The sequence below is a fragment of the Thermogemmatispora argillosa genome (genome assembly GCF_059696725.1).
This window is the reverse complement of record NZ_AP019377.1, coordinates 2,369,903-2,390,643: the sequence shown is the minus strand read 5'-3', so window position 1 is coordinate 2,390,643 and position 20,741 is coordinate 2,369,903. Positions and strand designations below refer to the sequence as shown.

Here is a 20,741-nt window from a genome sequence, read left to right as displayed (position 1 = left end):
TCTCTTCTTCTGCCAGTCAGAAACAGAGCTTTCTTCGAGAATAACTGAATGCGCAAGAGCTTGTCAAGCACGAGTCTGTCACTCCAAATGCTACTTTTGCCCTCATTGCCTCTCCTGAGAGAGCGAATCTGGCGAAGATATTGTACTTTAGCAGTATTTTGTGAGAAAATTGTATTAGGTTGGAAGTGAGAGACGCTCTCAAGGCCAGGGCCAGGGAGCGTCGAGGCTATCTGAGTCTAAGGAAGGAAGGATGGATGAATGGATGGAAAGAGTGATGCGACGGTGGAGCGTCTATCTTTTCCTACTTTATGGAGTGGTGGCTCTTGTCCTCTTATTAAGTGGTTGTGGTGGTACAGGGCTGTCGGCTGAGCGGGGATCTGGGGGAGGAAATGCTCCGGCGGGTTCGGGGGTGAGGCCAAAGGTTGTGGCCTCGGCGCCCGCGGGAGGAGAGACGGCCACAGCGACTGCGGCCCCTGTTTCTGCTCCTCTGGCCTCGCCGACGGTTACGGTGGTGCCGACCAGGCCGGCGCAGGCTGCGATTATTGGGGTGGCGCTGAGCTTCTATAGCGCTGTTCAGGCTCAAAACTATACCCGGGCTTATGGTTATCTGGCGAATGATGTGACCATTAATCCCACGGGGGATCGTCCTCGGCCTTTGACCCGCGATCTTTTTGTCCAGACGGCTCGCTCTCTTGACGAGACGATGGGCAAGGTCACGGCTTTTTCCGCTGAAGTCGATGCCAACAGCCCGATGGTCATCATCATGACGATTTCGCGCAGCAATCTAGCGGCCTATCACTCGCATTTAGTATTCAAGGACCTGGGGGGGAGCTGGAAGATTGCCTCACTTGATAGAATCTAAGCCGGGATAGCGCCGCTGGTGATGTCCAGGCTGTACCGGTCCGGTCGGGGGAATAGCCTGCGTGAAGCTTGCTGACTGGGCTGACTGGGCTAGCTGGTTGGTTAGTAGTGCGCTAACCCGGATTCTAGCAGGGAAAGGAGCCAGCAGGTCTTGTTTCGACCGGTTTTAGCAACGCTCGGCTATATTCTATCGCCGGATCGCCAGCGGGTGCTGATGATCCAGCGCAACAAGCGTCCTGATGATCTCCACTTTGGCAAGTACAATGGCCTTGGCGGGCGGCTGGAGCCGCATGAAGATGTAGTTACTGGTATGCGGCGGGAGATCCGCGAGGAGTCTGGTCTAGAGGCGGAGGAGCTGGTCTTGCGGGGGACCATTTCCTGGCCGGGCTTTGGGAAGAATGGTGAGGATTGGTTTGGCTTTATTTTCCGCGTTGAGCGCTGGTCTGGGGAACCGCATGCTGGCAACCATGAAGGGACGCTGGTGTGGGTCCCGTTGGCCGAGCTAGAGAGGCTGCCGCTCTGGCCTGGTGATCGCTACTTTCTGCCACTCGTCTTCGACGATGATCCGCGCCCTTTTCACGGCTGTATGCCTTATCGCCAAGGTCAGCCCCAGGGGTGGTCATACGTGCGTGTTTAGCTAGCTAGTTAGCAAGGGGCGGCAGGCCTGGGCCGGGTTGGCCCAGCCTGGAGGCAAGTGCGGCCTGCGGCCCGTGGAGGTGGAAGCTGAGGGGCAAGACGAACAGAAGGCTGCTCACCTTCCCCATCGGTTCGGCGGGGGGCCGAACGCGAGGTGAGCAGCCTTCTGCCTCGGGTCGTCGGGGGAGAAGGGAGAAGTATCTGCTAGCTAAGAGGGTGGCGGCGCAGTGCTGCCTGCCGTCCTCTTCTCTCCCCGCGGACCAGCGGCTCTGGCCTCTGGCTGGCTTTCAGGCAACCGTACTTGAAGCCGGTGCCGGGGCCGCTTTGAGAATATAGCCAGTCTCCAGGATAGAGACGATGTTAATGCCGAAGATGCGCAGCTTGATCCGCACACGCGAAAGCACATTGCGGATAGGGCGCGTGGCCTGCTCCCAGGTGCCGTCTTCGAGAGCTTTGAGCAGGCTGGTGCGGCAGCGCTCGATGGTGCGCTCGGTGACTTCTCCGTGGTAGAAGTGGGCGAAGAGCACCTCGTAAGGACAGTAGTAGGGATAGGAGTCCAGCAGGGGGCGAAGGACGTTCATCTCGTTGTTCGTAAACTGCTGCTGGAGCACCAGCGCTGGTTGCTTGTCGAGATAAGTAAGACAGGAGAGGGTGCCGAAGGTCGTATTGAGGGCCAGTACATACCCTTCTGGGAGCACGCCATGCAGCGTATAATGTGTAATGTGCTCGCGATCGTGGACAAGTTTGCGTGCGACGCGGGCTTCTTCTCGGCAGGCGATCATTTGCATGGCGATTCTCCTTGTTTGTTGCTTCATATACGGCGACGATACTCCCTGACCGGTCGACGCGTGGGTCGTGGCGTTGCATCGCTGGAGCCGCGACGGCGATCCCTCGCGCTGGTGACTGACCGAACGCTGATTGGGCCACGGCTGGTGGCCATGATGCTAAAGCGATGCGTTTCGTTTCCAGCTCTGCTGGCCGGCTAGCGAGCTGGTGCGCTACGCTATAATCGAGCTAATAAGTAAGCCAGCATACGGGCAGGAAAGAAAAGAAGAGCACGCAGGGGGCGAGGTCAATGGTAGGGTCCCTGGGGTGAGACGCGCCGTGGTCCTGCGGCGGGTGGCATTGGCCTCACCTGGCGGCGGGCGCCCCGTCCCTGAAAGGGCGTCCACCGTTTCCCTACGTGTTCTTTACTTTATTATGCCGAGTGACCATGTACATCAGAAAGTACTTATGTTATCATTTTCCTAGACATCTTTATCATTTCGAGGGGTTCTCTTCTTTTGGGCGTCGGGGGAGGCCTGCCCATGAGCAGCAACCGATCGGTCGAAGAGCCACTGCGGCCCCGTGTACGTCTTGTGGAAGCTCGCATGAGCCGTGGCTGGTCGCAGCAGGAGGTGGCTGAGCGACTGGGCACGACGCATGTCAATGTGAGCCGTTGGGAACGTGGGGTGACGAAGCCTAATCCGTATTTTCGGCGCAAGTTGTGTCGGCTGTTTGGGTTGACAGAGGAGGAGCTGGATCTTGCGCCCGTCGTGTCTGAGATGCCGGAGCGACGGGGGCAAGAGGGTGAGGGGATAGAGGTAGGGGCAGGAGGCGGTGAGCAGGAGCAGGGGGAGCGGGAGTTGCGGCGCGGTCATGGCTCCGGTCCGCTTGTGCTGGAGGAGACGGCGACTGGGCGTGCGGCTGAGGCGATTATTGATCCGATGATTCCTCTGCCGCCGCCGGTGCGTCTGGTTGGGCGTGATGCTGAGCTACGGCGTATTAAGGGGCGTCTCTTTGCTGGTGAGGCCGTGGCGCTGAGTGCCTTGAATGGCTTGCCAGGGGTTGGCAAGACTTCGCTGGCGGTGGCGCTGGCGCATGATCCCGAGGTGCGGGCGTATTTCAAGGATGGTATTTTGTGGGCGGCCCTGGGGCCGCGCCCGAATATGACGGGGTTGTTGAGTCGTTGGGGGGCATTGTTAGGCTTGCCGGCGACGGAGGTGGCCGGGCTGACGAGTCTGGAGGCCTGGGCCAGGGCTTTGCGTACGGCGATTGGGCCGCGGCGGATGCTGCTGGTGATCGATGACGCCTGGCGCATTGAGGAGGCGCTGGCGCTGAAGGTGGGAGGGGCTCAGTGTGCTCATCTGTTGACGACGCGCTTTGCGCATGTGGCGACAGAGTTTGCGGTGGAGGGGGCGGCGGCCATCTCGGAGTTGGGTGAGGAAGATAGTTTGACGTTGTTGCGCTTGTTGGCGCCGGTGGCGGTAGAGCAGGAGCCGGAGCAGGTGCGAGCTTTAGTACGTGCGGTGGGTGGGTTGCCGCTGGCGTTGACGTTGTTGGGGAATTATTTGCGCAAGGAGAGCTATACGGGGCAGGTGCGACGCATTCGGGCGGCGCTCCAGCGGCTGAGTGATGCGCGGGTGCGCCTGGGGTTGACGGAGTCGCGGGGGCCGGTGGAGGTGCATTCGAGCCTCCCGGGGGAGCCTGCGCTGTCGTTGCAGTCGGTGATTGCGGTTTCGGATGAGCAGTTGAGTGCGACGGCGCGGGCTGCGTTGTATGCGCTCTCGGTTTTTCCTCCGAAGCCGGCGAGTTTTTCGGAGGAGGCAGCGCTGGCAGTGGCGGCCTGCTCGACGGATGAGTTGGATGCGCTGGTGGATGCGGGCTTGCTGGAGAGCAATGGGGGCGATCGCTATTTGTTGCATCAGGTGATTGCGGATTATGCGCGGACGCGTTTGGAGGCTCAGGGCCGGGAGGTAGTGCAGGCCCCTTTCGCGCGCTTGATGGAGTATGCCATCGATTATGCTGAGGAGCATCGCACGGACTATGAGCTGTTGGAGCGGGAGAGTGCGGTGATTCTGGCGGGTCTGGAGGCGGCCTATATGCTGGGGCGCCAGGCGGAGCTGGTGCGTGGGGTGGTGACGTTCGCGCCCTTCTTGCTGGTGCGGGCCTCGTATGGGGTGGCTGAGCAGTGGCTGCAGCGCGCCCAGGCGGCGGCTCGGGCGCTGGGTGATCAGCGTGGGCTGACAGGAGTGCTGCTCTATCGGGGACAGGTGGCGCTGCATCAGGGAGAAACAGAGAGAGCGGAGAATTACTATCAAGAGGGATTAAAACTAGCTCGGGTGCTGGGAGATCCAGAGCGCATTAGTGCGCTGCTGGCAGATTTGGGAACGGTTTCCTGGAAACGAGGGGAGTATGAGCGAGCAGAGGCGTATTTGCAGGAAGGCCTGCGCCTGGCGCATCAGATTGGTAATAAAGAGCGCCTCTGCGAGCTATTCGAAACGCTGGGGGGATTAGCTGCTCGCCAGGGATATTATGCTCAGGCCGATGCCTATCTACAAGAAGGTCTGAGGCTGGCTTATGCACTCGGTGATCGCGAGAGAATATGTACAATTTTAATTAATTTAGGTGCTTTGGCTGGAGAAAGAGGGGATAATATACTTTTGAAGAAATACTCTGAAGAAGGATTAGATTTGGCACGTCAGATTCACCACTTGGAAGGTATGGGACTGCTACTTATTAATCTTGCTGAAGCAGAAACTGAGCTGGGTAATTATTCCCAAGCTAAAAGCTATCTAGATGAGGCTCTTGAATTAGCTGATAAAATAGGTCATAAAGAGTGGATCTGCGTGATCTTAATAAATCTCGCTACCATAATGCGTAAGCAGGGCTTCTTTATAGAGGCAAAGGGGTATTTGGATAGAGGATTAGAGCTCTCTCGTGACCTTGGTATACCTTATTTTATTTGTAATATACTGTATGAGTATGGAAATCTATATTTGGAACAAAATGATATAGACTCTTCAAGAATCGCATTTGAAGATATGCTAAGGATGGTGCCTCCAGGAGGAAAAGATCTGCTGGCACTAGCTGAGTATGGTCTAGCTCGCATAGCAGCTGCGAGAGGTGATCTCTTTCTAGCTCTTGATCTAGGTAAGAAGAGCTTGACTTCTCTTGAAGAAATAGGTAATAGAAATGTGAAAGAAGTTATAAAATGGATAAATGGTATCAAAAGCAAAATAGGGGAAACCAAAGAGTGAGGAACGCCTTGGGACTCTTTGATCCCCCTATTTTGTGAAAGTCCTTGCTTTAGGAAAGGGTGGATTAAGATATCCACCAATAGATTCCATTCGGATTTGCCGCATGTGTAGCCAGCGGCGTCAATGTCAGAGCCAGAGCGACAACGGCCAGCAGCACAACCAGCGGAACGATCCAGCGCAGATTCTTCTTCAGCATCGTAAAACCTCCCAAATCGATTAAATAGTATAGCTTCAGCGATCTAATCCGTCGACCCTCGTAAGAAAGCAGGGCTAGTCTTAGGGCCTACCTTACTGTCGATCCTAACCACCCCTGCCTTTGCCCGCACTCGAATACGCGGACAGGGCCAGGCAAGGCGTAGGTAGCAGTACGGCAAAGAGATACTCACACTGGCCCCGACCGGGCCGGCGGCGGTGGCGCGCGGCTAGCCCTCCTCGCAGCGTGGCGATCAGCCCACCTGCTTTATCTTGCCCACCTGCCAGGCTCCCTGGCCAACAGCGTAGCCTAACCTGAGCCCCGAGACCGCGCCTCACACTGTCAGGCAGTACGCTGCTATCTTCACCCCTGCAGGTCAGTGAACCTAACCTTCGGCTTACTCCGTGGCAATGATGCACTGGCTTAAGACTGGTTCAGGCGACTCGATCGACCGACCGACTAACTGACAGCACTGCCTCTGGTTAAGTTATGGCCTGACAAGGTCAGTTGCAGTCCCAAGCCAAGCGTTGCCTGGCCTGCCTGCTGACGCCGCTCGGCTGGCTAGCTTCTTCCTCTGAACCTGGGCCTGATCCGCCGCCAGGCGAACCAACTGAGACCGCCCCCCTGCGAGGAGAGCTAGCCGCCGCGCCACCGACGACCGACCTGCAAACTGAGCCACAGCGATGCAATCGGCTGATCTTGTTCAAGGTACCCTGGTCTGGACCGGCTAACCATCCCGAGCGGGTGGGGCAGCTCAAAGACTGCACCCTGGATGGCTAGCTCTGACTGACCAGCACGAGCGGTCCTTGTCTTCCCCACCGCTAGACCCGGGCCGCTCAGTCCTTCCTAGCAACCTGGCGTATCGTTTTCCCGATACGCACATCTCTCACACTCGGGAAGATTACTCGAAGATTTTCCAACCTTCAGGATCTCCCCCAAAGAATCCATCGAAAGTACTATGTCCATCACGAGGAGTCTCGAGTAAGATCACCGGCCTCTTCTTAACCCCACTCTCCCCCTTGCAAAGCATTCTGCCTCAGAGAGATGGCAGACAAAGAGAACCACTGAGCGTCAAAGGAGTCAGCCTCTATCTACCTACCTCGCTTTTCTCCAGTCCGGTAGATGAGCTGTGAACAGAAAGATATTGCCGCCGTGAACCACCTCATAGTCCCTTGCCTCTAAAGCTGCTAAGTGAAAGAAGAGTACAGCACAGCGCTGGCTCTGGGCGGTTCTCCGAAGAGTGAAGGTCCACTGCAGAGGTGAAATCATGAGCATCATCGCACGGAGCATAATAACCAGGTCACTCATTGGACTCCTGGTCTTCCTCTGTCTGATACTGACGGCCTGCAATCCCTCTATAAACATCTATAGCGGCGGCCCAGGCTTCCGCCAGGCGACAGCTACTCCCACGTCACGAGGGCAGCATCTGGCTTCCCCCACGCCTACCCCGCGGCGGAGCGTGCCCATGCCAGTCACTCAGACCTCTTGCCCCAGCGTCTCGCCTGGCAACCCCTTTGGCACGCGCCCGGCTATTATGCGCCCGCTGGCTCTGGGGAGCCATCAGAACCTTGTCTACATCTATAACGAGGGGCAGCCTCAGACCTCGTCTGCCCACGGCCATCTTGTGCGCTATGACGTCGCCACCGGCCGTCGGATCACCATCGCCACCAGCGGCCTGAGCATCATAGAGGCCCAGATCTCTGCTGATGGGCAATGGGTGATGTTCCTCAGCTTACCCGATCCTCACAGTGATCGCGATCATGTGGCGATGTTGCAGATGGTGCGCGTAGATGGGCAGGGGCTACAGACCCTCTACTGCTTCCCTAAGCTACCCTATACACCAAAAGGACCTACCCTCAGCGCCTTCGAGGGGCGAGGCATTCTTAGCTACGGCTATCCCCCGCTCCGCTTTGTCTGGTCACCTGACGAACGCCGCGTGCTGCTGTCTGCCGATCTACAGGGCCAAACGAGCCTGATGACGCTCTTCGACATCAAGACTGGAGGCTTACGGCAGCTCCTGCTCTATTCGCAATACTGCTCCATTGCCATTCCTTTTACCTGGCTTGACAGCAACCAGGTCTATATCGTCACCGAAGGCCGGGCCATCTGCGGCTCACCGCCTCCGCCAATGGATCTCTACCTGCTTAACGTTGACAAAAGCACAAATCCGATCCAGCCAATCTGGAAGAGTATTCTGTCAGAGAATGTGCGTTTCAGTGATGTATCAGTAGATATAAGTCCTGATAGTTCACATCTTTTTGACTCCACCTGTGAAATGACTGGGCCTTTTGTCACCACCATCATCAGCGAGCCAACCAGGGGCGGGCCCCAGACAACCATCTACCATCAACTAGCCCCCGCGCAAAATCCAGAGAGCTGCGTAGAGAGCATACGGGCCACTGCGAAGAACGCATTACTGATGCTCATCCGTAGCGGGCTCTCGTCCTTTCAGTGTGGTGAGAACTTTCAAGACACTTTTCAGCTTGCCACGCTGGGTGCGGATGGTCATGGCCAGCCGCATGTCCTGGCGAATCTGGAGCCTGGAAACAGCTATAGCCTGGACCAGGATGTCCCTACGCTCTGGTCGCTGGTCTCCCGTGACGGCCATCTCTATGCCATGACTGCCTACAAGCTGCTTGGGAACTGCTCTAATCCGACTGAGGAAACGACGATCCTCTATGGTCGCTTCAGTGGAGAGGCGCCTGTGATCGTGACGAAGACCAGCGCTGGCAAGGTTGAAGTTGTGGGCTGGACAGCGCTCTAAGAGGGGCGTTTGCATCGGATTCTGGTCTCACGCTGCTTGAGTCGATCCATAAAGCAAACCAGGAGAGGACCAGCTCCAGCGGAGCTGGTCCTCTCCTCTACATGTCCGGTCGCTCAAGGCTTCTGGCCGTAAGCCACCGTGAAATAGCAGCACGAGTGGAGCTCATCCCATTCCTGGCAGGCCCGGTCAATGAGCTGAAGAATTTCGGACTCCGGGATCTGGAAGCGAGCCGCCAGAGGCGCGCTGATCGCTTTCCAAACCTCGCGGAAGTCCAGGGCGAGAAGGGCGCCGATGCGTCCGCCCCATTCACCCAGGGGGACCTTGATAGGATGGCGTTGGACGTTGACGAGGCCGGCCTGTTCCAGATAGCGATCGAGGGAGCGCATGACGATGCCTTCGCTATCCAGACCGCGTAGAGCGGCGAGCTGGCCCGTGAGCGAGGCTAGCTGCTGATTAGCCGGTCCGGAGGGGATAAGGTTGCTAATATGGGTGCTTAGCTCAACGAGTTCGATCCAGCCGCCGGGGGAGGTGACGCGGGCGAGTTCCTGGACGACGCCGGGCCAGGCGGCCAGAGGGATGGCGCCTACTAGCAGGCGCTGATGGACGAAGTCGAAGGAGTTGTTCTCGAAGGGGAGGCCCTTGAGAACGTCTCCCTGGATGAAACGATAATTCGGAGGAGGCTGCGTTGCCTTGACCTGTTCGAGGTCGAGGCCGATGACTTCGGCGTGGGGGAACTGGCGGGCGAGTTCGAAGGCCCACTGGCCGGTGCCGCAGCCGACGTCGAGGATGCGGCGCGGCTGCTCAATAGGGGCCAGGTAGTTGCCACGGAGGATGGCGCGCAAGACATAATGTTGGAAGTCGAGGCGGTTGACCTCGCCGAGATCCTTGGGGAGGAGATAGGGCTGTTCCTGCAGATAGCGGCGAGAGCCGTGCAGGCGTGGCAGGGCGACCTCGCCCAGGTGCCAGCCGCTGGAAGAGGGCTGGGCAGGAGCCGGAGCACCAGAGGTGCTGCGAGTGCGTCGACGGAAGGGCCACCAGGGCATAGACAAGACCTCCTTTCTGGTCATGACGGAGCTGCTACTGATCGGCTGAACGCTGGGAGCAGGCAGCGTCAGCGAGGTAAAGGTTTCTGTCCATAAGCAACGGCGAAGTGCCAGGAGGTCTGGAACTCGTTCCATTCGCGGCTGGCTTGCTCGATGAGGGCAAGGACCTCCTGCTCGGACTTGCCGAAGCGGGCGGCAATGGGAGCGCTTATGGCCTTGCAGGCCTCGCGCAGGTCCAGGGCCATCAGGGAGCCGAGGCGTCCGCCCCATTCGCCCAGAGGGACAGCGAAGGGCTGATAGTGGATATTGGTCAGGCCGGCCTCTTCCAGATAGCGGCCTAGGGAACGCAGGACAACGCTTTCGGTATCGAGGCCGCGCAGAGCGGCGAGCTGGGCTCCCAGCCTGTTGATCTCTTGGGTAGCGGGGCCAGAAGGCAGATAGTCTTGCAGAGCAGTGCCGACCTCGACGAGTTCGATCCAGCCGCCGGGGGAGGTGACGCGGGCGAGTTCCTGGACGACGCCGGGCCAGGCGGCCAGGGGAATGGCGCCCACCAGGAGACGCTGATGGACGAAATCGAAGGAGTTGTTGTCGAAGGGGAGGCCCTGCAAGAGATCTCCCTGGACGAAGCGGTAGTTAGGGGGAGGAATGGAGGCCTTGACCTGTTCGAGGTCGAGGCCGATGACTTCGGCGTGGGGGAACTGGCGGGCGAGTTCGAAGGCCCACTGGCCGGTGCCGCAGCCGACGTCGAGGATGCGGCGCGGCTGTTCGATGGGGGCCAGATAGTTGCCGCGCAGGGCGGCGCGCAAGGCGTAATGTTGGAAGTCGAGGCGGTTGACCTCGCCGAGATCCTTGGGGAGCAGGTAGGGCTGTTCCTGCAGGTAGCGGCGAGGGCCGTGCAGGCGTGGCAGGGCGACCTCGCCCAGGTGCCAGCCGCTAGAAGAGGACTGGGCAGGAGCGGGAGCACCAGAGGTGGTGCGAGTGCGTCGGCGGAAGGGCCACCAGGGCATAGACAAGACCTCCTTGTGAGCGAATCTTGTATGCTAGTATGCTATTCTCTAGCTGTGAATGCAGGCATACAGATGGTCAGGGAGCTGTATGCCGTTCCAAGGCAAGGTTCACTTTCGGGTAGGTTTCTGGCCGTAGGCTACGGCAAAACGAAAGTGAGTTTTGTACTGGTTCCACTCCTGCTCGGCTTGCTGGATAAGCTCGAAAATTTGCTTCTCTGGAATCCCAAAGCGAGCAGCGATAGGCGCACTCATGGCCTTGCCAATTTCACGCAGATCGAGAGCCAACAGAGAACCGACGCGCCCTCCCCATGCGCCTAAAGGTGCCTCAATCAGTTGATAGCGAATGTTGCTAAGACCTGCTTGCTCTAAATAGTTCCCCAAGGAGCGCATCACAAGCCCATTGCTGTCGAGACCGCGTAGAGCGACAAGCTGCCCTCCAAGGCGCCACAGCTCTTGTGTAGCAGGTCCGGAGGGCAGGAAATCCTCCATGCCGGTACTCGACTCGACGAGTTCGACCCAGCCGCCGGGGGAGGTAACGCGGGCGAGTTCCTGGACGGCGCCCGGCCAGGCGGCCAGGGGGATGGCGAGCACGAGCAGGCGCTGATGGACGAAGTCGAAGGAGTCGTTGTCGAAGGGGAGGCCCTGCAGGATGTCCCCCTGGACGAAACGGAAATTGGGAGGCGCGTTCGTAGCCTTGACCTGTTCGAGGTCGAGGCCGATGACTTCGGCGTGGGGGAACTGGTGGGCGAGTTCGAAGGCCCACTGGCCGGTGCCGCAGCCGACGTCGAGGATGCGGCGCGGCTGTTCGATGGGGGCCAGGTAGTTGCCGCGCAGGATGGCGCGCAGGACGTAATGCTGGAAGTCGAGGCGGTTGACCTCGCCCAGGTCCTTGGGAAGCGCGTAGGGCTGCTCCTGCAGATAGCGGCGAGAGCCGTGCAGGCGTGGCAGGGCGACCTCGCCCAGGTGCCAGCCGCTGGAGGGCTGGGCAGGAGCAGCGGTGCGAGCGGTGTTGCGAGCACGGCGGCGGAAGAGCCACCAGGGCATAGACAAGACCTCCTTTCTGGTCATGGTTGAGCTGTCCCGAGCAGCTGAGCTGAGCGCTGGGAGCAGGTAACGTCAGCGGGCCAAGGGCTTCTGGCCATAGGCGACGGCGAAATGCCATTCGGTGCGGAACTCATTCCATTCGCGGCTGGCTTGCTCGATGAGGGCAAGGACCTCCTGCTCGGACTTGCCAAAGCGGGCGGCAATGGGAGCGCTGATGGCCTTCCAACCCTCGCGGCAGTCCAGGGCGAGAAGGGCGCCGAGGCGTCCGCCCCATTCGCCCAGAGGGACAGCGAAGGGCTGGTAGCATATCTTGACGAGACCAGCTTCCTCTAGATAGCGAGCTAAGGAGTGTAAGACCTTGTCAGTATCTATTCCTCTAAGGGCAGCCAACTGGGCCGCAAGCCTCAAGAATTCCTGGGTGGCTGGGCCACAGGGGAGCCAATCCTCCAGGGCGGTCCCTGTTTCGACGAGCTCGATCCAGCCGCCGGGGGAGGTGACGCGGGCGAGTTCCTGGACGGCGCCGGGCCAGGCGGCCAGGGGAATGGCCAGGAACAGCAAGCGCTGATGGACGAAGTCGAAGGAGTTGTTGTCGAAGGGGAGGCCTTGTAGCAAGTCAGCTTGGACAAAACGATAGTTGGGGGGAGGGGTCGTAGCTTTGACCTGTTCGAGGTCGAGGCCGATGACTTCGGCGTGGGGGAACTGGTGGGCGAGTTCGAAGGCCCACTGGCCGGTGCCGCAGCCGACGTCGAGGATGCGGCGCGGCTGCCCGATGGGGGCCAGGTAGTTGCCGCGCAGCACAGAGCGCAAGACATAATGCTGGAAGTCGAGGCGGTTGACCTCGCCGAGATCCTTGGGGAGCAGGTAGGGCTGCTCCTGCAGATAGCGGCGAGAGCCGTGCAGGCGGGGCAGGGCAACCTTGCCGAGCTGCCAGCCGCTGGAGGGCTGGGCAGGAGCCGGAGCACCAGAGGTGCTGCGAGGAGCACGTCGACGGAAGGGCCACCAGGGCATCAGTTCTGCCTCCTTTGCAGATCAAGTTAAGAGTTGCACAATGGACGCTTAACCTCTGCTTGGCTTCTGACCATATGCTACAGCAAAGCGGTAGCGTGTCTGAAATCTGTTAAACTCAAGTTGCATTTGTTCAATGAGTGAGAGTATTTCCTGTTCAGATTTACCAAACCGATGGGCGAGAGGAGAACTCATTGCCTGAGCTGCCTCCCGAATGTCCAGGGCGAGAAGGGCGCCGATGCGTCCGCCCCATTCACCCAAGGGGACTTCGAGCGTATGACGTTGGACGCGGATCAGGCCTGCTTCCGCTAAGAAGCGGTCAAGGGAGTGCATTACAACGCCCTCGCTATCGACGCCGCGCAGAGCCGCTAGCTGACCGGCTAAGCTGAGAAGTTCCTGAGTTGCTGGGCCGGTAGGGCTATAGTCCTGCAGCCCCATGCTACCTTCGACGAGTTCGATCCAGCCGCCGGGGGAGGTGACGCGGGCGAGTTCCTGGACGACGCCGGGCCAGGCGGCCAGGGGAATGGCCAGGAATAGCAAGCGCTGATGGACGAAGTCGAAGGAGTTGTTGTCGAAGGGGAGGCCCTGCAAGAGATCTCCCTGGACGAAGCGGTAGTTGGGGGGAGGAGTGGAGGCCTTGACCTGTTCGAGGTCGAGGCCGATGACTTCGGCGTGGGGGAACTGGTGAGCGAGTTCGAAGGCCCACTGGCCGGTGCCGCAGCCGACGTCGAGGATGCGGCGCGGCTGTCCGATGGGGGCCAGATAGTTGCCGCGCAGGGCGGCGCGCAAGACATAATGTTGGAAGTCGAGGCGGTTGACCTCGCCGAGATCCTTGGGGAGCAGGTAGGGCTGTTCCTGCAGATAGCGGCGAGAGCCGTGCAGGTGGGGCAGGGCGACCTCGCCCAGGTGCCAGCCGCTAGAAGAGGGCTGGGCAGGAGCCGATGCACCAGAGGTGGTGCGAGCACGTCGGCGGAAGAGCCACCAGGGCATAGACAAGACCTCCTTTCTGGTCATGACGGAGCTGTCCCGAGCAGCTGAGCTGGGAGTAAGCAGCGTCAGCGGGGCAAGGGTTTTTGGCCGTAAGCCACCGTGAAGTAGCAGCGGGAGTGAAGCTCATTCCATTCCTGACAGGCCCGGTCAATGAGCTGAAGAATTTCGGACTCCGGGATCTGGAAGCGAGCCGCCAGAGGCGCGCTGATCGCTTTCCAGCCCTCACGGAAGTCGAGAGCGAGAAGGGCGCCGATGCGTCCGCCCCATTCACCCAGGGGGGCCTCGATGGAATGGCGTTGGACGTTGACGAGGCCAGCCTGCTCCAGATAGCGATCGAGGGAGCGTATGGCGATGCCTTCGCTATCCAGGCCGCGTAGAGCGATGAGCTGGCCCGTGAGCGAGGCTAGTTGCTGGTTAGTCGGTCCGGCGGGAATAAGGTTGCTGATATGCATGCTTAGCTCAACGAGTTCGATCCAGCCGCCGGGGGAGGTGACGCGGGCGAGTTCCTGGACGACGCCGGGCCAGGCGGCCAGGGGGATGGCTAGCACGAGGAAACGCTGATGGACGAAGTCAAAGGAGTTGTTGTCGAAGGGGAGGCCCTGCAAGAGATCTCCCTGGACGAAGCGGTAGTTAGGGGGAGGAGTGGAGGCCTTGACCTGTTCGAGGTCGAGGCCGATGACCTCGGCGTGGGGGAACTGGTGGGCGAGTTCGAAGGCCCACTGGCCGGTGCCGCAGCCGACGTCGAGGATGCGGCGCGGCTGCTCGATGGGGGCCAGGTAGTTGCCACGGAGGATGGCGCGCAAGACATAATGTTGGAAGTCGAGGCGGTTGACCTCGCCGAGATCCTTGGGGAGGAGATAGGGCTGTTCCTGCAGATAGCGGCGAGAGCCGTGCAGGCGTGGCAGGGCGACCTCGCCCAGACGCCAGCCGCTAGAAGAGGGCTGGGCAGGAGCGGGAGCACCAGAGGTGGTGCGAGTGCGTCGACGGAAGAGCCACCAGGGCATAGACAAGACCTCCTTTCTGGTCATGACGGAGCTGTCCCGAGCAGCTGAGCTGAGAGCAAGCAGCGTCAGCGGGGCAAGGGCTTCTGCCCATAGGCGACAGCGAAGTGAAGTTGTGTGCAGAACTGGTTCCATTCCTGAAAGGCTTGCTCAATGAGCTGTAGGACGGCTGACTCAGAGCGCCCGAAGCGGGCGGCAATGGGAGCACTAATAGCTTTCCACCCTTCGTAGACATTCAGTGCCATCAGGGAGCCGAGGCGTCCGCCCCATTCGCCCAGAGGGACAGCGAAGGGCTGATAGTGGACATTGATCAGGCCGGCCTCTTCCAGATAACGGCCTAGAGAGCGCATAACAAGGCCTTCGGCGTCAAGACCTCGCAAGGCACCGAGTTGGGCCGAGAGGGTGTAGATCTCTTGAGTAGCAGGGCCGGAGGGGAGCCAATCCTCCAGGGCGGTCCCTGTTTCGACGAGTTCGATCCAGCCGCCGGGGGAGGTGACGCGGGCGAGTTCCTGAACGGCGCCCGGCCAAGCAGGCTGAGGAATAGCGGCTACCAGCAAGCGCTGATGGACGAAGTCGAAGGAGTTGTTGTCGAAGGGGAGGCCCTGCAAGAGATCTCCCTGGACGAAGCGGTAGTTAGGGGGAGGAGTGGAGGCCTTGACCTGTTCGAGGTCGAGGCCGATGACTTCGGCGTGGGGGAACTGGTGGGCGAGTTCGAAGGCCCACTGGCCGGTGCCGCAGCCGACGTCGAGGATGCGGCGCGGCTGTTCGATGGGGGCCAGGTAGTTGCCACGGAGGATAGCGCGCAAGACATAATGTTGGAAGTCGAGGCGGTTGACCTCGCCGAGATCCTTGGGGAGGAGATAGGGCTGTTCCTGCAGATAGCGGCGAGAGCCGTGCAGGCGGGGCAGGGCGACCTCGCCCAGACGCCAGCCGCTAGAAGAGGACTGGGCAGGAGCGGGAGCACCAGAGGTGGTGCGAGTGCGTCGACGGAAGAGCCACCAGGGCATAGACAAGACCTCCTTTCTGGTCATGGTTGAGCTGTCCCGAGCAGCTGAGCTGGGAGTAAGCAGCGTCAGCGGGGCAAGGGCTTCTGCCCATAGGCGACAGCGAAGTGCCAGGAAGTCTGGAACTCGTTCCATTCGCGATTGGCTTGCTCGATGAGGGCAAGGACCTCCTGCTCGGACCTGCCAAAGCGGGCGGCAATGGGCGCACTGACAGCCTTCCAAGCCTCGCGCACATCCAGAGCCATCAGAGAGCCGAGGCGTCCGCCCCATTCGCCCAAAGGAATAGCGAGAGACTGGTAGTGGACGTTGACGAGGCCGGCCTCTTCCAGGTAGCGGGCTAAGGAACGCATAACGGTACCTTCGGTATCGAGGCCGCGCAGAGCGGCGAGCTGGGCTCCCAGCCTGTAGAGTTCTTGAGTAGCGGGGCCGGAGGGGAGCCAATCCTCCAGGGCGGTCCCTGTTTCAACGAGTTCGATCCAGCCGCCGGGGGAGGTGACGCGGGCGAGTTCCTGAACGGCGCCCGGCCAAGCAGGCTGAGGAATAGCGGCTACCAGCAAGCGCTGATGGACGAAGTCGAAGGAGTTGCTGTCGAAGGGGAGGCCCTGCAAGAGATCTCCCTGGACGAAGCGGTAGTTGGGGGGAGGAGTGGAGGCCTTGACCTGTTCGAGGTCGAGGCCGATGACCTCGGCGTGGGGGAACTGGTGGGCGAGTTCGAAGGCCCACTGGCCGGTACCACAGCCGACGTCGAGGATGCGGCGCGGCTGTTCGATGGGGGCCAGATAGTTGCCGCGCAGAGCGGCGCGCAAGACATAATGTTGGAAGTCGAGGCGGTTGACCTCGCCGAGATCCTTGGGGAGCAGGTAGGGCTGTTCCTGCAGGTAGCGGCGAGAGCCGTGCAGGCGGGGCAGGGCGACCTCGCCCAGACGCCAGCCGCTAGAAGAGGACTGGGCCGGGGTCGCCGTGGGAGAGGTGGTGCGAGCACGTCGGCGGAAGAGCCACCAGGGCATATGCAAAACCTCCTCTGTAGATACGAATGACCTTTGCTGCATAATGTATATGACGAAAAATGTTCCTTTTTCCTATTTTTTCTAAAATTGCAAAAATAGTGGGAAGATGCTTGTAAAAGCCAGCACTTCTCGGCCTGGCCTATCGCATAAAGGGTTTCTGTCCATAAGCGACGATATAGCTGTAATTTGTCCGGTAGGTGTTAAATTCCTGCAGCATGACCTCGATCTGATCATTGACCTCCTGCTCAGACTTGCCGAAGCGAGCTGCGATAGGGGCGCTGAGTGCTTTTGCACCTTCGCGGAAGTTCAGAGCCATTAAGGAGCCTATACGTCCGCCCCACTCTCCGACAGCCACTTCGATCCGGTGGCGCTCGATGTTGACAAGGCCGGCCCCTAAAAGATAGCGATCGAGCGAGCGAGCAACAATGCCCTCGCTATCAATGCCGCGTAAAGCGGCTAATTGCCCTCCTAGAGAAAAGAGTTGCTGAGTGACAGGCCCTGAAGGAGTGAGATCTTTTGGTGCGATACTGGCCTCGACGAGTTCGATCCAGCCGCCGGGGGAGGTGACGCGGGCGAGTTCCTGGACGACGCCGGGCCAGGCGGCCAGGGGAATGGCCAGGAACAGCAAGCGCTGATGGACGAAGTCGAAGGAGTTGTTGTCGAAGGGGAGGCCCTGCAAGAGATCTCCCTGGACGAAGCGGTAGTTGGGGGGAGGAGTGGAGGCCTTGACCTGTTCGAGGTCGAGGCCGATGACTTCGGCGTGGGGGAACTGGTGAGCGAGTTCGAAGGCCCACTGGCCGGTGCCGCAGCCGACGTCGAGGATGCGGCGCGGCTGCTCGATGGGGGCCAGATAGTTGCCGCGCAGAGCGGCGCGCAAGACATAATGTTGGAAGTCGAGGCGGTTGATCTCGCCCAGATCCTTGGGGAGCAGGTAGGGCTGTTCCTGCAGATAGCGGCGAGAGCCGTGCAGGCGTGGCAGGACGACCTCGCCCGGGCGCCAGCCGCTGGAAGAGGGCTGGGCCGGGGTCGCCGTGGGAGAGGTGCTGCGAGTGCGTCGACGGAAGAGCCACCAGGGCATAGACAAGACCTCCTTGCCGTTCTGGCTTAGTATGTGTAGGATAGACGAAAACGGCGCCGACTTAGCTCTGTAAAAGTTGAGCTTAGATGCTTGCTGGCTTCCTTCCATAAGCAACAGCTAGCCGGTAGCAAGTACGATACTCATTAAATTCATCGGCTGCCGCCTTGATCAAGTCAATTACCTCCTGTTGAGGCATGTGAAAATTTGCAGCTATAACCTGGCTAAGACCCTTGGAACTTTCGCGGAAGTCGAGGGCTAGTAAGGAGCCGATACGACCTCCCCACTGCCCTAGCGGTACCTCAAAGATCTGGTAGTGCACATCAAGCAGGCCTGCACTCTCTAAATAGCGACCAAGAGAACGCGTGATCACTCCCTCTGCATCGAGACCGCGTAAGGCTGCCAATTGCCCTGCGAGCGCCAGATATCGCTGTGTAGCAGGACCACTGGGAGTAAAATCTGCGGTGCTTGTGCCGAACTCCACGAGTTCGATCCAGCCGCCGGGGGAGGTGACGCGGGCGAGTTCCTGGACGGCGCCCGGCCAGGCGGCCAGGGGAATGGCTAGCCATAGGAAGCGCTGATGGACGAAGTCGAAGGAGTTGTTCTCGAAGGGGAGGCCCTGCAGGATGTCCCCCTGGACGAAACGGAAATTGGGAGGCGCGTTCGTAGCCTTGACCTGTTCGAGGTCGAGACCGATGACTTCGGCGTGGGGGAACTGGTGGGCGAGTTCGAAGGCCCACTGGCCGGTGCCGCAGCCGACGTCGAGGATGCGGCGCGGCTGCTCGATGGGGGCCAGGTAGTTGCCACGGAGGATAGCGCGCAAGACATAATGTTGGAAGTCGAGGCGGTTGACCTCGCCGAGATCCTTGGGGAGGAGATAGGGCTGTTCCTGTAGATAGCGGCGGGAGCCGTGCAGGCGGGGCAGGACGACCTCGCCCAGACGCCAGCCGCTAGAAGAGGACTGGGCAGGAGCGGGAGCACCAGAGGTGCTGCGAGTGCGTCGACGGAAGAGCCACCAGGGCATAGACAAGATCTCCTTTCTGGTCATGACTGAGCTATCCCGAGCAGCTGAGCTGGGTGCTGAGAGCAAGCAGCGTCAGCGGGGCAAGGGCTTCTGCCCATAGGCGACAGCGAAGTGGCAAGAAGTCTGGAACTCGTTCCATTCGCGATTGGCTTGCTCGATGAGGGCAAGGACCTCCTGCTCGGACTTGCCAAAGCGGGCGGCAATGGGCGCACTGATGGCCTTCCAAACCTCGCGCACATCCAGAGCCATCAGAGAGCCGAGGCGTCCGCCCCATTCGCCCAAAGGAATAGCGAGAGACTGGTAATGGACGTTGACGAGGCCGGCCTCTTCCAGGTAGTGGGCTAAGGAACGCATAACGGCACCCTCGGTATCGAGGCCGCGCAGAGCGGCGAGCTGGGCTCCCAGCCTGTAGAATTCTTGAGTAGCGGGGCCAGAAGGCAGATAATCCTGCAGAGCGGTGCCCGTCTCAAGGAGTTCGACCCAGCCGCCGGGGGAGGTAACGCGGGCGAGTTCCTGGACGACGCCGGGCCAGGCGGCCAGGGGAATAGCTAGCACGAGGAGGCGTTGGTGGACGAAGTCGAAGGAGTTGTTGTCGAAGGGGAGGCCCTGCAAGAGATCTCCCTGGACGAAGCGGTAGTTAGGGGGAGGAGTGGAGGCCTTGACCTGTTCGAGGTCGAGGCCGATGACCTCGGCGTGGGGGAACTGGTGGGCGAGTTCGAAGGCCCACTGGCCGGTACCACAGCCGACGTCGAGGATGCGGCGTGGCTGTTCGATGGGGGCCAGATAGTTGCCGCGCAGAGCGGCGCGCAAGACATAATGTTGGAAGTCGAGGCGGTTGACCTCGCCGAGATCCTTGGGGAGGAGATAGGGCTGTTCTTGCAGATAGCGGCGAGAGCCGTGCAGGCGTGGCAGGGCGACCTCGCCCAGACGCCAGCCGCTGGAAGAAGAAGGCTGGGCCGGGGTCGCCGTGGGGGAGGTGGTGCGAGCACGGCGACGGAAGAGCCACCAGGGCATAGACAAGATCTCCTTTCTGGTCATGACGGAGCTGCTACTGATCGGCTGAACGCTAAGAGCCTGCCTGGGCTTCAGCTCTAGACAGGCTTCTGACCGTAGGCGACAGCGAAGTGAAACTGTGTCTGGAATTGGTTCCACTCTTGAAAGGCTTGCTCAATGAGTTGTAGAATTGCCTGCTCAGAGCGGCCGAAACGGGCGGCGACAGGAGCACTCACAGATTTCCAGGCTTCGCGCAGGTCCAGGGCCATCAGGGAGCCGATGCGTCCGCCCCATTCGCCCAGGGGAACATCAAAGGGCTGATAGTGGACATTGATCAGGCCGGCCTCTTCCAGATAACGGCCTAGGGAGCGCATCACAAGTCCCTCAACATCAAGTCCCCGCAGGGCGGCGAGCTGGGCTGAGAAGGAGTAGAATTCTTGAGTGGCGGGCCCAGAAGGGAGGAAATCCTGCCGAGCGGTACCAGCTTCGACGAGTTCGACCCAGCCGCCGGGGGAGGTGACGCGGACCAGCTCCTGGACAACGCCCGGCCAAGCAGGTTGGGGGATAGCTAGAACAAGGAAACGTTGGTGGACGAAGTCGAAGGAGTTGTTGTCGAAGGGGAGGCCCTTGAGAACGTCTCCCTGGATGAAACGATAATTCGGAGGAGGAGTGGAGGCCTTGACCTGTTCGAGGTCGAGGCCGATGACTTCGGCGTGGGGGAACTGGCGGGCGAGTTCGAAGGCCCACTGGCCGGTGCCGCAGCCGACGTCGAGGATGCGGCGCGGCTGTTCGATGGGGGCCAGATAGTTGCCGCGCAGGGCGGCGCGCAAGGCGTAATGTTGGAAGTCGAGGCGGTTGACCTCGCCGAGATCCTTGGGGAGGAGATAGGGCTGTTCCTGCAGATAGCGGCGAGAGCCGTGCAGGCGGGGCAGGGCGACCTCGCCCGGGCGCCAGCCGCTGGAAGAAGAGGGCTGGGCAGGAGCCGGAGCACCAGAGGTGCTGCGAGCACGGCGGCGGAAGAGCCACCAGGGCATAGACAAGACCTCCTTTCTGGTCATGGTTGAGCTGTCCCGAG

Annotated in this window: 19 protein-coding genes; 5 read left to right on the top strand and 14 right to left on the bottom strand. The window is 60.3% G+C overall.

Annotated elements, in window-relative coordinates:
- Window positions 1-262 precede the first annotated feature (262 nt).
- A complete protein-coding gene (locus AC6H1L_RS09345; protein WP_497601225.1) occupies window positions 263-862 on the top strand; it encodes a hypothetical protein in 600 nt (199 codons plus the stop codon).
- 150 nt (window positions 863-1,012) lie between these two features.
- Window positions 1,013-1,498 carry an NUDIX hydrolase gene (locus AC6H1L_RS09340; protein WP_497601224.1) on the top strand — a complete coding sequence of 162 codons (486 nt, stop codon included), beginning with the start codon at window positions 1,013-1,015 and terminating at the stop codon, window positions 1,496-1,498.
- A 286-nt stretch (window positions 1,499-1,784) separates the two neighbouring features.
- Here the strand turns inward: AC6H1L_RS09340 and AC6H1L_RS09335 are convergent, their stop codons facing one another.
- Window positions 1,785-2,285, bottom strand: a complete 501-nt coding sequence (locus AC6H1L_RS09335) for a hypothetical protein (protein ID WP_497601223.1) — start codon at window positions 2,283-2,285, stop codon at window positions 1,785-1,787.
- 519 nt (window positions 2,286-2,804) lie between these two features.
- On the opposite strand from AC6H1L_RS09335, the gene AC6H1L_RS09330 reads away from it, so the two are divergent.
- Window positions 2,805-5,516: an NB-ARC domain-containing protein gene (locus tag AC6H1L_RS09330; protein WP_497601222.1), complete on the top strand. Its 2,712-nt coding sequence runs from the start codon at window positions 2,805-2,807 to the stop codon at window positions 5,514-5,516.
- 64 nt (window positions 5,517-5,580) lie between these two features.
- On the opposite strand, the gene AC6H1L_RS09325 is transcribed toward AC6H1L_RS09330, so the two are convergent.
- Entirely contained in the window at window positions 5,581-5,712 is a 132-nt protein-coding gene (locus tag AC6H1L_RS09325) for a hypothetical protein (RefSeq protein WP_497601221.1), read from the bottom strand.
- Window positions 5,713-6,216: 504 nt separating this feature from the next.
- On the opposite strand from AC6H1L_RS09325, the gene AC6H1L_RS09320 reads away from it, so the two are divergent.
- Together AC6H1L_RS09320 and AC6H1L_RS09315 are read left to right on the top strand one after the other, a co-directional pair.
- On the top strand, window positions 6,217-6,489 hold the full coding sequence (locus AC6H1L_RS09320; RefSeq protein WP_497601220.1) for a hypothetical protein: 273 nt from the start codon (window positions 6,217-6,219) through the stop codon (window positions 6,487-6,489).
- Between the two features lie 487 nt (window positions 6,490-6,976).
- Complete coding sequence (locus AC6H1L_RS09315; protein ID WP_497601219.1) at window positions 6,977-8,473, top strand: TolB family protein; 1,497 nt, start codon at window positions 6,977-6,979, stop codon at window positions 8,471-8,473.
- 113 nt (window positions 8,474-8,586) lie between these two features.
- Here AC6H1L_RS09315 and AC6H1L_RS09310 read toward each other — a convergent pair whose 3' ends face one another.
- From AC6H1L_RS09310 to AC6H1L_RS09255, 12 genes are all read right to left on the bottom strand, one after another.
- The gene (locus AC6H1L_RS09310) at window positions 8,587-9,516 is read right to left on the bottom strand and encodes a class I SAM-dependent methyltransferase (protein ID WP_497601218.1); all 930 of its coding nucleotides are present in this window, start codon (window positions 9,514-9,516) and stop codon (window positions 8,587-8,589) included.
- A 68-nt stretch (window positions 9,517-9,584) separates the two neighbouring features.
- Complete coding sequence (locus AC6H1L_RS09305) at window positions 9,585-10,523, bottom strand: class I SAM-dependent methyltransferase (RefSeq protein WP_497601217.1); 939 nt, start codon at window positions 10,521-10,523, stop codon at window positions 9,585-9,587.
- Window positions 10,524-10,631: 108 nt separating this feature from the next.
- Window positions 10,632-11,567, bottom strand: coding sequence for a class I SAM-dependent methyltransferase (locus AC6H1L_RS09300; RefSeq protein WP_497601216.1), 936 nt, complete (start codon window positions 11,565-11,567; stop codon window positions 10,632-10,634).
- 72 nt (window positions 11,568-11,639) lie between these two features.
- Complete coding sequence (locus AC6H1L_RS09295; RefSeq protein WP_497601215.1) at window positions 11,640-12,575, bottom strand: class I SAM-dependent methyltransferase; 936 nt, start codon at window positions 12,573-12,575, stop codon at window positions 11,640-11,642.
- Between the two features lie 48 nt (window positions 12,576-12,623).
- Window positions 12,624-13,562: a class I SAM-dependent methyltransferase gene (locus tag AC6H1L_RS09290; RefSeq protein WP_497601214.1), complete on the bottom strand. Its 939-nt coding sequence runs from the start codon at window positions 13,560-13,562 to the stop codon at window positions 12,624-12,626.
- Window positions 13,563-13,627: 65 nt separating this feature from the next.
- A complete protein-coding gene (locus tag AC6H1L_RS09285; protein WP_497601213.1) occupies window positions 13,628-14,566 on the bottom strand; it encodes a class I SAM-dependent methyltransferase in 939 nt (312 codons plus the stop codon).
- 65 nt (window positions 14,567-14,631) lie between these two features.
- Complete coding sequence (locus AC6H1L_RS09280) at window positions 14,632-15,570, bottom strand: class I SAM-dependent methyltransferase (RefSeq protein ID WP_497601212.1); 939 nt, start codon at window positions 15,568-15,570, stop codon at window positions 14,632-14,634.
- Between the two features lie 65 nt (window positions 15,571-15,635).
- Window positions 15,636-16,574, bottom strand: a complete 939-nt coding sequence (locus tag AC6H1L_RS09275) for a class I SAM-dependent methyltransferase (protein WP_497601211.1) — start codon at window positions 16,572-16,574, stop codon at window positions 15,636-15,638.
- 139 nt (window positions 16,575-16,713) lie between these two features.
- Window positions 16,714-17,652: a class I SAM-dependent methyltransferase gene (locus tag AC6H1L_RS09270; protein WP_497601210.1), complete on the bottom strand. Its 939-nt coding sequence runs from the start codon at window positions 17,650-17,652 to the stop codon at window positions 16,714-16,716.
- Between the two features lie 82 nt (window positions 17,653-17,734).
- Window positions 17,735-18,673, bottom strand: coding sequence for a class I SAM-dependent methyltransferase (locus tag AC6H1L_RS09265; RefSeq protein ID WP_497601209.1), 939 nt, complete (start codon window positions 18,671-18,673; stop codon window positions 17,735-17,737).
- 72 nt (window positions 18,674-18,745) lie between these two features.
- Window positions 18,746-19,687 (bottom strand): class I SAM-dependent methyltransferase, encoded by a 942-nt coding sequence (locus tag AC6H1L_RS09260; RefSeq protein ID WP_497601208.1) that lies wholly within the window; start codon window positions 19,685-19,687, stop codon window positions 18,746-18,748.
- Window positions 19,688-19,764: 77 nt separating this feature from the next.
- On the bottom strand, window positions 19,765-20,700 hold the full coding sequence (locus tag AC6H1L_RS09255; RefSeq protein WP_497601207.1) for a class I SAM-dependent methyltransferase: 936 nt from the start codon (window positions 20,698-20,700) through the stop codon (window positions 19,765-19,767).
- Window positions 20,701-20,741: the final 41 nt, after the last annotated feature.